Below are 14,939 nucleotides of genomic sequence, written 5' to 3'. Positions count from 1 at the left end.
GCACTCTCGTTGTGTCGTTCCGTCGCGTCGGGGGGCAGACGGGGTGACCTGGCCGTTCACATAAAGTGACGGCCTGAGAGGCCGGCCCGGCGGTCCACGGGGGAGTCGCCGGGCGGGCCTCTTGTCAACGCACCGGAACGTCCAGGGGAGGCAGTCGACATGAGCGACACCACCGGCACCGAGAACATCCACGCGACCGACGCGGACGCGGGCGACGTCAGCACGGAGAACATCCACGCGACGAGCGAGCCCGCCGGCAGGAAGAACCCGCTCAAGGCGGACGACGGCACCGAGGCCGGCACGGAGAACATCCACGCCACGGACCAGCCCGCCTGACCCCAGAACCTTCTTCCCACACGGGGATCGGCCGCGGCGGCGCGGAGGGGAGCCGCCGCGGCCGAAGTGTGTCCGGCGCTGAGCGGCGCGCAAGGCCGCGTCCGCGCACCCTCCGCGCTCCGTTCCCCCGCCCGACACCCACCCGTCGCACCCGGGCGCCAGTCTCGGGTGCCATGGCATTCGACCAGAGCGCGACGGCGGGTCCCGGGCAGCCGTCGGCGATCGTCAAGTCGGCCCGGTTCGTGCCGCTCGGCGCGGTGGCCGTCGTGCTGCTCGACTCCGCCACCGACTTCTTCCCCGACGACCCGGTCGAGTCCGTCGTGGGCGTCGTCACGCCGACCCGGCTCGCCCTGCTCCTCGGGCTGCTCGCGCTGGTGGTTCCCGTGCGGGGACGGGCGCGAGCGCGGCTCAGGGACTTCCGGACGCGGCTGGACCTGCCCGTCGGCCTGCTGATCGCCGCGGCGGCCGCTTCGACCTACGTCGGCGGACATCCCACCGCGCCGCTGCGCGGCCTGTTGACCGTCATCGCCTGCTACTACCTCGTCGTCGGGGTACGCCGCACCCAGCCCGAGTCCTGGCGGGCGATCGGCATCATCGCGCTGACCGGGACCGCGGCGGCTGCCACCAGCGCCTTCTCCCAGTTCACCAACGACACCCCGACCGGCTTCTGCCGCACCGGCCTCCTCACCGACGTGGCCTGCGACGCGGGCGGGGAGGGCGTCCTCATCCGCGCCACCGGGACCTTCGCCAACCCGAACCTGCTCGCCGCCTTCCTGGTCCTGCTGCTGCCTTTCGCGCTGCTCGCCACGGTCTGCGTCGACGAGCGCACGGCACGCACGTCGGTCATCGTGCTCGTGGTCATCGGCTACGGGGCACTGCTGACCACCTTCTCGCGCGCCGGGTACGTCGCCGCGGCGGCCGGCCTCCTCGTCCTGGCCGGCGCCTACTGGCTGGCCCCCCGCCTCGCCGACCGCGCACAGCGCCGGCTGTTCGCCACCCTGGGCACGCTGGCCCTGCTCGCCGCGGCCGGCGTCATCTGGGCGGCCTCCCGGGCCGGGAACTCACTGGGCGTACGGGGCCGGGCCTGGGAGGCGGCGCTCGAACTGGCCGCCGACAACCCGCTGGGCGTCGGACTGGGCCGCTCCGGCGCCGCGATATCCGCGACCGCACCCGGCGACCGGGGCTTCGTCCACGCCCACAACCTGTGGCTCAACTGGCTGGTGGAGGCGGGCCCGCTCAGCCTCCTCGCCATCACCGCCACTGCGGTGATCGCCTGGTCCTCGGCCGCCCGCGCCGCCCGCGCGAAGTCGGCCGTCGGAACGGTCGGACTCGCGTCCCTGACCGGCTTCTTCCTGGCGAGCATGCTGGACCACCCGGCCAACCTGGACCGCGTCGACATGCTGTTCTGGTGCGTCCTCGCGGTGGTCATGGCCGAGGCACCCGCCGGGTGGCGCCCCCGCCCGGGCACGGCACCGGCCCCCGTCCCCACCCGGCTCAGGCGCCCACGCCACGGTCCACAGCGCGTCGGCGCGCCGATGTGACCTGGGCCCCACCGGCGCATCCTCACCCCGCCGAACGGCCCGAAGCCCGGCTCCGCAACTCCCCCTTGACCACCTTCCCACTCGCGTTCCGCGGCAGCTCCGCGACGAACTCCACCACCCGCGGCACCTTGTAGTTCGCCATCTCCCGCCGCGCCCAGGCGATCAGGTCGTCCCCGGTCAGCACCGCCCCCGCCCGCCGCACCACATACGCCTTCCCGACCTCCCCGAGGCGCGCGTCCGGTACGCCGATCACCGCGACGTCGGCCACCTCGGGGTGCAGCCCCAGGGTCTGCTCTATCTCCGCCGGGTACGCGTTGAAGCCGCCGACGATGAACATGTCCTTGATGCGGTCGGTGATCCGCAGGTTGCCCCCGTCGTCCAGCACGCCCACGTCCCCCGTCCGCAGCCAGCCGTCCGGCGTCAGCACCTCCGCCGTCGCCGCCGCGTCCTCGTAGTAGCCGCGCATGACGTTGAAGCCGCGGACCAGGACCTCGCCGGGCTCACCGACCGGCGCCTCGACCCGCACCTCGGTCCCCGGTATCGCCCGCCCGGACGTCGACGCGATCACCGACGGATCGTCCCCGCGCCGGCACATCGTCACGATGCCACTCGCCTCCGACAGCCCGTACGCCGTGAGGACCGTCTCCACGCCCAACTCCCCGCGCAGGCGCTCCACCAGCCGCAACGGCACCACCGCCGCACCGGTCACCACCAGCCGCAGCGCGGAGAGGTCGTGCGCGTCCCTCGCCGGGTGGTCCAGCAGCGACTGGTGCAGGGTCGGCGGGCCCGGCAGCACGGAGACCCGTTCCGCCGCGATGTTCGCCAGGGCCGTGGTCACGTTGAACACCGGCTGGGGGATCATCGTCGCGCCGCGCATCAGAGAGGCGATCACCCCGGCCTTGTAGCCGAAGGTGTGGAAGAAGGGGTTCACGATCAGATAGCGGTCGCCCTGCCGCAGCCCCGCCAGGTCGCTCCACACCTCGTACGCCCGCAGGGTCTGCGCGTGGGTGATCACCGCGCCCTTCGGGCGGCCCGTCGTACCGGACGTGAAGACGATGTCCGACGGCCAGGAACCGTCGACGGCCTCGGCCCGCGCCCGCACCTCCGCCTCGCCCACCCCGTCCCCGCTCGCCAGGAAGTCCTTCCAGGTGCGGAAGTCCGCCGGGGCGTCGTCCGACAGCACCACCACCTGCTCCAGGTCCGGCAGCCCCGGCCCCTCCGCGACCGCCCGCCGCAGCGACGCCACATACGACGTCCCCAGGAACGTGCCGGTCACGAACAGCAGCCGCGCCCCGCTGCGGCGCAGCACGTCCGCCGCCTCCGCGCCCTTGAAGCGGGTGTTCAGGGGGACCAGCACCGCCCCGGCCGACACCGCGCCCAGCGCCGCCACGATCCAGTCGAGCGTGTTCGGCGCCCAGACGGCGACCCGGTCGCCCGACTCGATCCCGTTCGCCACGCAGGCCGCCGCCGACCGCTCGACGCGGGCGCCCAGTTCGGCGTACGAGATCCTGCCGCGGCCCTCCACCACCGCCTCGGCGTCCGCGTACCGCTCGGCCGCGGTGCGGACGAGTTCCGGAATGCTGCCCCACTCCAAGTCACCGCGCACGGCACGCCTCCCAACACCGGAGCTGACTACCCGTCAGATTAGCGGTACCCTGACGGCCTGTCAGCAGCCCTTCAGCAGCGTGGAGGTGTGCGCATGGCCGGAATCAAGGACGCCACCGCGATCGTCGGCATCGGTCAGACCCCCTTCGCCAGACACCTCCCCGAGGACGAGAAGACCCTCGCCTGCCGCGCCGTCCTCGCCGCCCTCGACGACGCCGGGATCGCCCCCTCGGAGGTCGACGCCCTCGCCTCCTACACCATGGAGGAGACGGACGAGGTGGAGCTGGCGAAGGCCGTCGGCTTCGGTGACCTGACCTTCTTCAGCAAGGTCGGGTACGGCGGCGGCGGGTCCTGCGCCACCGTCGCCCACCTCGCCGCGGCGATAGCGAGCGGGCAGGCCACCGTCGGTGTCGCCTGGCGGTCACGGAAGCGGGGGTCCGGCCCCCGCCCCTGGACCAACACCGCCGTCCAGCTCCCCACGCCGGCCCAGTGGACCCGCCCCTTCGGGCTGCTCCGGCCCGCCGACGAGATAGCCATGCTCACCCGCCGCTACCTGCACGAGTACGGCGCCACCCGGGATCATCTCTTCAACGTCGCCCTCGCCTGCCGGAACCGGGCCAACCAGAACCCCGCCGCGGTGATGTACGAACGGCCCCTCACCCGCGAGATGTACATGACCTCCCGGTGGATCAGCGAGCCGCTCTGCCTTTTCGACAACTGCCTGGAGACGGATGGGGCGTTGGCCTGCGTGATCGTCAGCCGGGAGCGCGCCCGCGACTGCCGCCACACCCCCGTCTACGTCCACTCCGCCGCCCAGGGCCTGCCCGCCCAGCACCACGGCATGGTCAACTACTGGAACGACGATCCGCTCACCGGACCCGCCTGGACCGCCGCCCGGCATCTGTGGAAGCACGCCGACCTCACTCCACAGGATGTGGACGTCGCCCAGATCTACGACGCGTTCACCGCCCTCATACCGCTCTCGCTGGAGGGGTACGGCTTCTGCGGGAGGGGCGAGGGCGGGGCGTTCACCGAGCAGGGCGCCCTGGAGATCGGCGGACGGCTGCCCCTCAACACCAGCGGCGGCGGGCTCAGCGAGGCCTACGTCCACGGCTTCAACCTCATCAACGAAGGCGTCCGACAGCTCCGCGGCACCAGCACCGCCCAGGTCCCGGGCGCCGCCACCTGCCTCGTCACCGCCGGCGAAGGCGTCCCCACCTCCGCGCTGCTCCTGAGGAGTTGATCCACGGATGCTCTCCCCCGTCACCGACCCCGACGGCGCCCCCTTCTGGCAGTACGCCGCCCAGGGCGAACTCCGCGTCCAGACCTGCGCCGACTGCGGCGAACCCCGCTTCCCGCCCCGCCCCTGCTGCCCGCACTGCCAGTCCTTCGCGAGTGACTGGCGGAAGACCTCGGGTCAGGGCCGCATCTGGTCGTACGTCGTCCCGCATCCACCCCTCCTGCCCGACTACGCGGACCAGGCGCCGTACAACGTCGTGGTCGTCGAACTCGCCGACGCGCCCCGCATACGGCTCGTCGGCAACCTCGTGACCGGTCCGGACGCGCCCCTCAACTCCCTTCCCCCGGACCGGATCCGCATCGGCGCCAAGGTCCAGGCCGTCTTCAGCGGCACCGGCCTGCCCCAGTGGGTCCTGGAGCGCCCATGAGCCTCGATCTCACGGCCGACAAGGACACCGGCGTGGCCGTCGTCACCCTCGACCGGCCCGACCGCCTCAACGCCATCGACCTCACGATGCGGGACGAACTCGTCTCGGCCTGGCGGGAGTTGCGGTTCGACGACGCCGTACGGGCCGTCGTCGTCACCGGCGCCGGGGAGCGGGCTTTTTGCACGGGGCTGGACCGGGACGCCGTAGTGCCGCAGCCCAACTCGCCGTACATGATGGACGATCCGCTGCTCCGGGTCGGGCCGAAGTCCAACGACCTGTGGAAGCCGGTGGTCGCCGCCGTGCGGGGCATGGCCTGCGGGGGCGCCTTCTATCTCCTCGGCGAGACGGACTTCGTCGTCGCCGATCCGACCGCCACCTTCTTCGACCCGCACACCGGCTACGGCATGGTCAGCGCCTACGAGTCGATGCTCATGGCACTGCGCATGCCGTACGGGGAGGCCGCGCGGATGGCGCTCATGGGGAACGCGGAGAGGCTGTCGGCGCGGCGGGCCCACGAGATCGGGCTGGTCTCGGAAGTGACCGAGCCCGGTGGGGCGTTGGACGCGGCTGTCGACTGCGCCGCCGTGATCGCCGGGTACCCGACGGAGGGCGTGCAGGGGACGGTGCGCGCGCTGTGGGCGGCCAGGGAGGCCGCCCTCGCCCAGGCGTTCGCGCAGGCACCGCACCTGATCTCGCTGGGCAACCTGCCCGCCGAACGCCAGGCGGAGCTGTTCGCGGCTCGGCGGGCAGGCGGTCACCGGGTGAGGTGAGCGCCCGTCATCAGGTGGCCGGGGCGTTGGGCTCGGCCCGGCAGTGGTCGATCTTCGCCACGAGGTCCGGGCTGGGAAGGTCCACCTCGACGCGCTCCATGTCGTTGCCGCCGACGAACACGTTCTTGGTGCCCCGCTCCACACGGCGGTTCTTGGCGTCGAGGAAGTCCACCGTCACGGTGAAGAACTCGCTGCCGGGGTTCGGGTTGGTGACCGTGACCGTCGCGTAGTGCTGCCGCACGCTGGTGCAGGTGACCAGTTCCACGGTGGCGTCCTGGGCCGACGCGGTCGGCGTCGCCGAGTAGCCGCCGCTGCCGCCACCGCTCGTGCTGGCGTAGTTGTCATCGCCGTAGTCGTCGTAGTCGTCGTAGTCGTCGTACGTCGCACCCGACCCACCGCTGGAGGAGCTGCTGTCGTGGTCCTGGCTGGAGCTGCTGCACCCGCCGCCCCCGCCGCCGCTGCTGTCGCCGTCGGATCCGCCGTGGCCACGTCCCTTGGAGGAGAAGCCCGTCAGCGCCATGACGACCAGAACCGAGACCGCCGTGAGTCTGAGAATGTGCCCCCGTCGCTGCATGCCGACGACTCTAGCGATCAACTGTCACGACCATGTCACCGCGTGGCGACCTCCGCGTACTGGGCGTAGCGTCTGCTGTGGCAGCGGTGACAGCACCGCTCCCCCGCAGCGACGGCCGCCGTCCGGCCCCCTTCCGTGCACCGCACGACGGCCGTCCCAGGGCAGCGCGCACTCACGCAGTCCGAGCCGTCCCCGTCCCCTTCTCCGCATCCAGCGCGTACACGCACCGATCCTTGCTGCACGCGTACACAACCCCGTCCTTCACCACCGGCGACCCGGTGATCTCGCCCCCGGTCGCCAGCTTCCAGCGCAGGCGACCGTCGTCGGCCTTCAGCGTGTACAGCAGGTGGTCGGTGGACCCGAAGTGAATCCGGCCCTCGGCCACCGCGGGCGCGCCCACGATGTCCCCGCCCGCCTGGAAACGCCACTTCGGCGTCCCCGTGACCGCGTCCAGGGTGTACAGCCCCTTGCCGCTGCCAACGTGCACATGACCGGCAGCCACCAGCACCGGCTCGATCGAGGAACGAGACTCCGTGGCGATGCGCCAGCGGTCGCGGCCGTCGGCGGCGTCCAGGGCGTAGACCGTGCCCAGGTAGTCGGCGAGGTACACGCCGCCGCCGGTCACCGCGGGACCCGGCACGAAGGCCGGCGGGCACAGGAAGACCGCCGGGGCCTCGAAGTGCCAGCGGACGCGACCGCTCGCCACGTCCAGCGAGAGCACCCGCGTCCCGGCCGAGACGTACACGCAGCCGTCCGGCGCCTGGGCCACCCGCACGGGGACGCCGCCGCAGGAGGCCGCGTCCCCGATGGGGTACGACCAGCGCTCGTCGCCGGTGCGGGCGTCCAGGGCGCGCAGGCGGGCGTCCTGCCAGACGTACACCGTGCCGTCGTACAGCGCGGGCCCCGCCTCCGGCGACTCGAAGTCGGACTGCGCCCCGGTGATCTCCCATAGCTTCTGGCCGCCCGAGGCCTCCCAGGCCTGGACGCCGCCGCCGCGGGTGCCGGTGACGACGGTGCCCCGCTCGGCCTTGAGCGAGTAGACCCAGGCGTCCGTCTGCAGCCGCCACAGGTCGCCGCCCTCCCTGCAGTCCAGGGCGAACAGGGTCGGGCCGTCGGAGGCGTGGATACGGCCGTCCGCGACCGCCATCGACCAGGCCACGTCCCGCGTCTTGAAGCGGCGCCGGCCGGTGGCCACGTCCAGGGCGTGCACCTCGAAGGAGGTGACGTAGACGAGGTCGTCGGCGACGGAGGGGGTGCCCCAGACATCGTTCGACATGCGGAATCGCCAGGGGCGCCAGCCGGCCGCCGGCTCCGGGGGCACCGGCGGGGCGGCCGGTACGGCGGGGCCTACGGCGGGGTCGGTGCCGTTGACGCCGGGGCGGGGCTTGGACCAGGAGGCGACGAGGCCGGCCTCCGGCGCGGGCGCCTGCATGGCGGCGGCGCGCGTGTCGGCGACGCGGGGTCCGGGGCCGATCGGGACCGCGGCGCCGGCCAGCCGTACGGGGCCGGTGTCGGGGGCGCCGACCGGGACGGGCGCCGGCTGCGGGCCGGGCACGACCGGGTCGTGCGAGGGCGGGGGCGGGACGGGCGCCGGGACGGGTGCGGGGCGATGCGGCCGCCGCTGCGGCCCGAGGACGACGAGGGCTTCGTCGCGGGGCGCCCGCCGCGCCGCGCCTCGATCAGGCTCACCGCCCGCTCGGGCAGCCACGCCGACGCCGTACCGCTGTCGTCGGAACCGGAGCCGAAGAGGTGCGGGGCCAGCTGGGCCTGGAGGTCGGCCGGGTTCGGACGGGCCGTCGGGTCCATCTGCATACAGGACTCGATCAGCGGCCGCAGCTCGTCCGGGAGGCCTTCGAGGTCCGGGCCCTCGCGCAGCAGCATGAAGACCGTCTCGACCGGGTTGGCGCCGTGGAAGGGCGGGTGTCCGGTGGCGGCGAACACCAGCATCGAGCCGAGCGAGAAGACATCGCTCGCGCCGGTCACGCTGCGGGAGTCCTTCGCCTGCTCCGGGGACATGTAGGCGGGGGTGCCGACGGCGACGTTGGTCATGGTCAGCCGCGTGTTCGAGACGCCGGACGCGATGCCGAAGTCGATCACCCGGGGGCCGTCCTCGACGACGAGCACGTTGGACGGCTTGAGGTCGCGGTGCACGAGACCGGCGCCGTGGATGGACTGCAGGGCCTCCGCGACCCCCGCCGCCAGCCAGCGCACCGCCTGGGCCGGGAGCGGCCCGCACTCGTTCACTATCTCCTCGAGGGAGGGCGCGGGGACGTACGCGGTGGCCAGCCACGGCACGGCCGCGCGCGGGTCGGCGTCGACGACGGCCGCCGTGTAGAAGCCGGAGACCGCCCGGGCCGCCTCCACCTCACGCGTGAAGCGGACGCGGAACAGCTGGTCCTCGGCGAGCTCCGTACGGACCGTCTTGATCGCCACGCGCCGGCCCGAAGCCGAGCGCGCGAGATAGACCAGCCCCATGCCGCCGGCACCCAGCCGTCCGAGCACCTCGAACGGCCCGATTCTGCGCGGATCGTGCTGCGTCAGCTGATCCACCACTCTGCCTGCCACCTCCCCGTACGGGCCCCGTCACCCAGATATGTACGCGACCCCGTGCAGCGTCTCACCACCGCACCGCCTAGGCGGCACGCACCCCGATTCTTCCTGTCCGAGGGCGTGGTTGCGAACCCGAGGGCGGAACGGGGTGTCTTGGGACAAAACCACACTCGGGCACCCGACGGAAAGCACCGGTTCGTATGGTGGGACGCCAGAGGTAAGAGTGAGGTCAGACTTCCGGGGCCGTCACGCGGCGTTCCAGGACCGCGAAGGACGCCCCCTGATCGTCGGTGACGACCGCGACCTTCCCGTACGACGTTTCGAAGGGCGGCACCTGGACCCGCCCGCCGAGCCGGTTCACCGTGCCGAGGGCCTCTTCACAGTCCGCCACCTGGAAGTGGACGACGAAATGGGGCGGCATCATCTCCGGGAAGACCTCCGCGACGGCCGCGCGCCCGAAGTCCGGCTCCGCCTCCGGCCCGAACAGGGCGTCGGCGAAGAGCCCGCCGTAGAAGGCGTTGGCGATCTCGGTGTCCCGGGCGTACAGCTCGGCCCATCCGAAGGTGCCGGGCTCGTGCCGCTTGCCGAAACCCGGGTGGCTGCCCGGCTGCCAGAGCGCGAAGACGGCGCCCTCGGGGTCGGTGACCAGCGCGGCACTGCCCAGCCCGGCCCCGACCGGCACGGGCGGGATGACCACCTGACCGCCCGCCGCGCGGATCCGCTGCCCCAGCGCCCGGGCGTCCGGGGTGGCGAAGTACACCGTCCATACGCTGGGCAGCCGCCCGTCCGGCTTGCGCGCGAGCGCGGCGACCCGCTCACCGTCCTTCAGCGCCCACACGGTGGAGTCGTACGCCTCCTCGAAGTCCCATCCGAAGAGCTCACCGTAGAACCGCTTGCCTGCCTCGACATCGGGAAGCTGCGCGTCCACCCAGCACGGGACGCCCTCTGCGTATCCCGTTCCGTTCGCGGATGCCCTGTTTTCGGCCATGTCGCCAAAGTAACGGCGTCTCACGCAGCGCGCAGACCAGGCACACCAGACTCCGCGTCCCCGTGCACCCCATTTGCAGTCGGCCGAATCGCGCCCCGATCACGCCTCGGTAAGCTGACGACATGACAGGACAAGTGCGTACCGTCGACGGCCGCGTGGCCGGCCGGCGTGGGCAGGCGACCCGGCAGAAGCTGCTCGACTGCCTCAGCGAGATGCTCAGCTCTTCCCCGTACCGGGACGTCAAAGTCATCGATGTCGCCCGGAAGGCGGGTACTTCACCCGCGACCTTCTATCAGTACTTCCCAGACGTCGAGGGCGCCGTCCTGGAGATCGCCGAGCAAATGGCCGCCGAGGGCGCCGGGTTGACCGAGCTCGTGGAGGGCCGCAGCTGGGTCGGCAAGGCCGGCTGGCAGACGGCGCAGGAACTCGTGGACGGATTCCTGGAGTTCTGGCGCAAGAACGACGCGATCCTCAGGGTCGTCGACCTCGGTGCGTCCGAGGGCGACAAGCGCTTTTACAAGATCCGCATGAAGATCCTGAACTCCGTCAACAACTCCCTCGCGGAAGCGGTCAGTCAGCTGCAGGCCAAGGGCAAGGTCGACAAGGACGTCAACCCGGCCGCGGTCGCGGGTTCGATCGTCGCGATGCTCGCGGCGGTGGCCTCGCACCAGAAGGGCTTCCAGACCTGGGGCGTCAAGCAGGCCGAACTCAAGCCGAACCTGGCGCTGTTGGTGCACCTGGGCGTGACCGGGAAGAAGCCGACGAAGTAGTTCTCCGGCTCAGCAAGTCCTGTCTGGCAGGCGGCGGCTCACCCGAGGTGGGCCGCCGCCTGCCGTGTCATGCGGGCAGCGGACGATCCTGTACGACGTGCTTCATCACCAGCGTCGAGGTGAGCCGCTGAACCCCCGGCAGTGTCGCCAGCCGCTCGTCGTACAGCCGCTGGAAGGCGGCGAGGTCGGCCGTGGCGACCCGCAGCAGGTAGTCGGGCTCGCCGAACAGCCGTTGCGCGTCCAGGACATGGGGGATGTCCGAGATGGCCCGCTCGAACCCGGCGACCGTGTCCCGGTCCTCCTGCCGCATGGAGACGAAGACCAGCGCCTCGAAGTTCAGCCCGACGGCGGCCGGGTCCACGACGGCCCGGTACCCGCTGATGGCACCGGCCCGCTCCAGCTCCCGCAGCCGCCGGTGGCACGGCGAGACGCTGAGCCGCACCCGCGCGGCCAGCTCGGTCACGGTCAGCCGCCCGTCCTGTTGGAGCTCGGCAAGAATCTTTCTGTCCACGTCGTCCATGAGGTAGATCTTCCCTCATCAGCGGCGATCATGGGCAAACTTCGACAACACTTTCGGGCCATTTCCGCCTAATGTCCCCACCATGGACTCCGGACTGCTCCTCTCCTTCCTCGCCATCGACCTGCTGCTGGTCTGCGTGCCGGGCGCCGACTGGGCGTACGCGATCTCCGCCGGGCTGCGCGACCGCTCGCCGGTGACGGCCGTGGCCGGCCTGGTCACCGGGTACGCGCTGCACACGGTCCTCGCCGTGGCCGGTCTGGCGGTGCTGGTGGCGGGCGAGCCGGGGCTGCTGACCGCGCTGACGGCCGCCGGCGCGGTGTACCTGGTGTGGCTCGGGTGGGGAGTGCTGCGCCGGCCGGGCACGCCGGGGGCGGCCGAGGAGACGGTGGCGGCGAGCCCGGCCCGTGCCTTTCTGCGGGGTGCCACGATCAGCGGGCTCAACCCCAAGGGGCTGCTGCTCTACCTCTCCGTGCTGCCCCAGTTCCTGGTGACGAGGGGCGACCATCTGCCGGTCCCCGCCCAGACCGCCGTACTCGGCCTGCTCCACATGGCGTGCTGCGCCGCCGTCTATCTGACGGTCGGTCTCGCGGCCCGCGCGGTCCTCGGCGCCCGCCCGGCGGCGGCCCGCGCGGTCGCTCGCACGTCGGGCGCGGCGATGCTGGGGATCGGCGCGTTTCTGCTGGTGCAGCGCCTCGCCACGCTATGACCTGCGGACGATTCTGAAGAGCCGGATCTCCCGCTCCACCCGCGCCTGATACGTCGCATACGGCGGCCAGAACGCGAGCGCTGTCTTCCACACGGCCGCCCGCTCCTCCCCCTCCAGCCGCCGGGCCGTGACGGGGATGTCCCGCCCCTTCCAGTTGACCTCGGCGTCGGGATGGGCGAGGAGGTTGTGGGTCCAGGCGGGGTGGTCGGTGCGGCCGAAGTTGGAGCCGATCAGGATCCACGACCGGCCTTCCTCCTCGGGCATGCAGGCGAGCGGCGTACGGCGGGGCAGTCCGCTGCGGGCGCCGGTCGACGTCAGGATCACGCCGGGCAGCATCTGCGCGCTGAGCAGCACCTTTCCGCGTGTGAGCCGGTGCACGGCACGGTCGAGCACGGGGATGACACGGGGGGCGACCTTGGCGAAACCCCGCGTCGAGGACACCTTCTGCACCACGCGTGCGCCGATCACACCGCCACCTCCTGGGCGTCGAAGAGCCGTGCGGTGTCGGCGGCGTACGCCCGCAGCCGGTGCACCGGGCCGAAGAGGAGTTCGTCGCCGGCGGCCCGCTTGAAGCACAGGTGAGCCTCGTGCTCCCAGGTGAAACCGATGCCGCCGTGGAGCTGGATGCCTTCGGCGGATGCGGTGCGGAGCGCTTCCAGCGATTGGGCAAGGGCTAGGCGCGCCTCCGGGAGTGCCGCGGTGTGTTGTCGGGCGTCTGCGGGTTCGTTGTGGCTGGTCGCGCCCACGCGGCGGAGCCGCATATCGACACCGCCCGCGCCCCTTGGGGGCGTTGCAGCCCAGGCCGCGTAGTACGCCGCCGATCTTGCCGCCTGCACCGCCACGTATATGTCCGCCAGCCTGTGCTTCACCGCCTGGAAGGAACCGATCGCCCGCCCGAACTGCTCCCGCTGCTTCACGTACTCCACGGTCCGCTCCAGCGCCCGGTCGGCGGCGCCCACGGCCTCGCAGGCCAGCACAGCGGCGGTCACCTGCCCCGCACCCGCCAACGCGTCCAGTACGTCCTCGCCCTCCTCGCCCAGCAACTCCGCGTCCACGTCGCGCAGTTGCACCCGCCCCTGCGGACGCGTGGCGTCCAGCGCGGTCTGCCGCACCCGTACGACCCCTGCCGCGTCCCCCGGCACCAGGAACAGCAGCGTCCGTGACCGGGCGAACCCCCCGGCGTGTGCGGCGACCACGAGAAGCCCCGCGCTGTGCCCGTCCAGCACTTGGTCGACCTGCCCGTACAGCCGCCAGCCGCCCTCCACCCGCCGTGCCTGCACGCCCCCGGCGCGCCCGCCACCGGCCCAGTCGCCGGGGCCGGGGCCGGTGAGGGCGAGGGCGGTGGTGAGGGCTGTGCCGGGGACCGCGAGGGCGGCGGTGAGGGTGCCGGCGGCGATGCGGGGCAGCAGTTCGGCGCGCTGGGTCTCGGTGCCGAGGGCGGTGATCAGCGGTGCGGTGAGGACGGCGGTGGCCAGCAGCGGGGAGGGCGCCAGCGCCCGGCCCGTCTCCTCGCCGGCCAGGGCGAGTTCGGTCGCCGAGCAGCCGACACCGCCGTACGCCTCGGGCAGGGCGAGTCCGGGCAGGCCGAGCTGTTCGGCGAGGGCGGTCCACAGGGCGGGGTCGTGGCCGGCGGGGGTGTCGAGGGCGGCGCGCAGATCGTGCGGGCCGCAGCGGCTGCGGAGCAGTTCGCGGAGGGTGCGGCGGATCTCGTCCTGCTCGGGGGTGAAGCTGGCGTCCATGGCTCTTCCCTCCGTATCTGACGGGCCGTCATATTAGGAGGACCGCAACGAGATGCACAGAGGTTGGAGGCCTCGCATGACTCCCGGGAACCGGAAAGTCGCCGTCGTGGGCGTGGCCCTCTCCGACTGCGGCCGGGCGGACGACGCGACCCCGTACGCCCTGCACGCCCAGGCGGCCCGCCGCGCCCTGGCCGACGCGGGGCTCGGCCGGGAGGTGGTGGACGGCTTCGCCTCCGCCGGGCTCGGCACCCTCGCCCCCGTCGAGGTGGCCGAGTACCTGGGCCTGCGCCCCACCTGGGTCGACTCCACCTCGGTCGGCGGCTCGACCTGGGAGGTCATGGCGGCGCACGCGGCGGACGCGATAGCGGGCGGGCACGCGAACGCGGTGCTGCTGGTGTACGGCTCGACGGCCCGCGCGGACATCAGGGCGGGCCGGCGCACGGGGAACCTGTCCTTCGGCTCCCGAGGCCCGCTCCAGTTCGAGGTCCCCTACGGTCACACGCTCATCGCCAAGTACGCCATGGCCGCCCGCCGCCACATGATCGAACACGGCACGACCATCGAGCAGTTGGCGGAGGTGGCGGTCCAGGCGAGGGCGAACGCGGCGCTGAACCCCGAGGCCATGTTCCGCGACCCGATCACCGTGGACGACGTCCTGTCGGGCCCGGTGATCGCGGACCCCTTCACCAAACTGCACTGCTGCATCCGCTCCGACGGCGGCGCGGCGGTGCTGCTGGCCGCCGAGGAACTCGTACGGGACTGCCGTACGGCCCCCGTCTGGGTGCTCGGCACCGGCGAGCACGTCTCGCACGCCGCCATGTCCGAGTGGCCCGACTTCACCACGGGCCCGGCGGCGGTGAGCGGACGGCTCGCCTTCGAGCGGGCCGGGGTGCGGCCGCAGGAGATCGACTTCGCGGAGATCTACGACGCCTTCACGTACATGACGCTGGTGACGCTGGAGGACCTGGGCTTCTGCGGCAAGGGCGAGGGCGGCGCGTTCGTGGAGAAGGGGCGGCTGCTGGTGCGGGGCGGGGAGCTGCCGGTGAACACGGACGGGGGCGGGCTGTCGGCCCAACACCCCGGGATGCGAGGGCTGTTCCTGCTGGTGGAGGCGGTACGGCAGCTGCGGGGTGAGGGCGGGGAGCGCCAGGTGTGGGCGCGGGGGCGGGCCGG

The 14,939-nt window shown here is 72.5% G+C and carries 14 protein-coding genes and 1 pseudogene; 8 read left to right on the top strand and 7 right to left on the bottom strand.

From position 1 onward, the window contains the following. Positions 1-159: 159 nt before the first annotated feature. The gene (locus tag IF78_RS49010; protein ID WP_167348339.1) at positions 160-336 is read left to right on the top strand and encodes a hypothetical protein; all 177 of its coding nucleotides are present in this window, start codon (positions 160-162) and stop codon (positions 334-336) included. Between the two features lie 173 nt (positions 337-509). Next, complete coding sequence (locus IF78_RS0136815) at positions 510-1,877, top strand: O-antigen ligase family protein (RefSeq protein ID WP_051828474.1); 1,368 nt, start codon at positions 510-512, stop codon at positions 1,875-1,877. Between the two features lie 22 nt (positions 1,878-1,899). Here IF78_RS0136815 and IF78_RS0136810 read toward each other — a convergent pair whose 3' ends face one another. Beyond that, the gene (locus IF78_RS0136810; RefSeq protein ID WP_031498649.1) at positions 1,900-3,483 is read right to left on the bottom strand and encodes a FadD3 family acyl-CoA ligase; all 1,584 of its coding nucleotides are present in this window, start codon (positions 3,481-3,483) and stop codon (positions 1,900-1,902) included. Between the two features lie 93 nt (positions 3,484-3,576). On the opposite strand from IF78_RS0136810, the gene IF78_RS0136805 reads away from it, so the two are divergent. The 3 genes from IF78_RS0136805 to IF78_RS0136795 are packed head-to-tail and all read left to right on the top strand — an operon-like array spanning position 3,577 to position 5,919. Further along, positions 3,577-4,725, top strand: a complete 1,149-nt coding sequence (locus IF78_RS0136805; protein WP_031478736.1) for a lipid-transfer protein — start codon at positions 3,577-3,579, stop codon at positions 4,723-4,725. Positions 4,726-4,732: 7 nt separating this feature from the next. Continuing rightward, a complete protein-coding gene (locus IF78_RS0136800) occupies positions 4,733-5,149 on the top strand; it encodes a Zn-ribbon domain-containing OB-fold protein (RefSeq protein WP_031478737.1) in 417 nt (138 codons plus the stop codon). Next, positions 5,146-5,919, top strand: coding sequence for an enoyl-CoA hydratase/isomerase family protein (locus tag IF78_RS0136795; protein ID WP_031478738.1), 774 nt, complete (start codon positions 5,146-5,148; stop codon positions 5,917-5,919). The genes IF78_RS0136800 and IF78_RS0136795 overlap by 4 nt, the downstream gene beginning before the upstream one ends. Before the next feature lie 10 nt (positions 5,920-5,929). Here IF78_RS0136795 and IF78_RS0136790 read toward each other — a convergent pair whose 3' ends face one another. The 3 genes and pseudogenes from IF78_RS0136790 to kbpA all read right to left on the bottom strand — a co-directional run bounded on the left by IF78_RS0136790 (position 5,930) and on the right by kbpA (position 10,031). After that, positions 5,930-6,493 (bottom strand): hypothetical protein, encoded by a 564-nt coding sequence (locus IF78_RS0136790; protein WP_031478739.1) that lies wholly within the window; start codon positions 6,491-6,493, stop codon positions 5,930-5,932. A 172-nt stretch (positions 6,494-6,665) separates the two neighbouring features. Next, positions 6,666-9,046 (bottom strand): annotated as a pseudogene (afsK, locus tag IF78_RS44230) (protein serine/threonine kinase AfsK). A gap of 226 nt (positions 9,047-9,272) precedes the next feature. After that, a complete protein-coding gene (gene kbpA / locus IF78_RS0136780; protein WP_031478740.1) occupies positions 9,273-10,031 on the bottom strand; it encodes an AfsK-binding protein KbpA in 759 nt (252 codons plus the stop codon). A gap of 122 nt (positions 10,032-10,153) precedes the next feature. On the opposite strand from kbpA, the gene IF78_RS0136775 reads away from it, so the two are divergent. Next, entirely contained in the window at positions 10,154-10,801 is a 648-nt protein-coding gene (locus IF78_RS0136775; protein WP_078662727.1) for a TetR family transcriptional regulator, read from the top strand. Between the two features lie 67 nt (positions 10,802-10,868). On the opposite strand, the gene IF78_RS0136770 is transcribed toward IF78_RS0136775, so the two are convergent. Then, entirely contained in the window at positions 10,869-11,321 is a 453-nt protein-coding gene (locus tag IF78_RS0136770) for an Lrp/AsnC family transcriptional regulator (RefSeq protein ID WP_031478742.1), read from the bottom strand. Positions 11,322-11,403: 82 nt separating this feature from the next. Between IF78_RS0136770 and IF78_RS0136765 the strand changes: the two genes are divergently transcribed. Continuing rightward, complete coding sequence (locus tag IF78_RS0136765) at positions 11,404-12,027, top strand: LysE family translocator (RefSeq protein ID WP_031478743.1); 624 nt, start codon at positions 11,404-11,406, stop codon at positions 12,025-12,027. Here IF78_RS0136765 and IF78_RS0136760 read toward each other — a convergent pair. After that, positions 12,022-12,495: a nitroreductase/quinone reductase family protein gene (locus IF78_RS0136760; RefSeq protein ID WP_031478744.1), complete on the bottom strand. Its 474-nt coding sequence runs from the start codon at positions 12,493-12,495 to the stop codon at positions 12,022-12,024. The two genes, IF78_RS0136765 and IF78_RS0136760, sit on opposite strands and share 6 nt — an antisense overlap. Further along, positions 12,492-13,766, bottom strand: coding sequence for an acyl-CoA dehydrogenase family protein (locus tag IF78_RS0136755; RefSeq protein ID WP_031478745.1), 1,275 nt, complete (start codon positions 13,764-13,766; stop codon positions 12,492-12,494). The genes IF78_RS0136760 and IF78_RS0136755 overlap by 4 nt, the downstream gene beginning before the upstream one ends. Before the next feature lie 76 nt (positions 13,767-13,842). On the opposite strand from IF78_RS0136755, the gene IF78_RS0136750 reads away from it, so the two are divergent. Next, on the top strand, positions 13,843-14,939 hold a 1,097-nt coding region (locus IF78_RS0136750), incomplete at its 3' end, for a thiolase C-terminal domain-containing protein (protein WP_031498644.1).

It is taken from the genome of Streptomyces bicolor (assembly GCF_000719285.1).
GTDB classification, from domain to species: Bacteria; Actinomycetota; Actinomycetes; order Streptomycetales; family Streptomycetaceae; genus Streptomyces; species Streptomyces bicolor.
The sequence above is the reverse complement of the archived record's forward strand: the minus strand, read 5'-3'. Positions and strand labels throughout refer to the sequence as shown.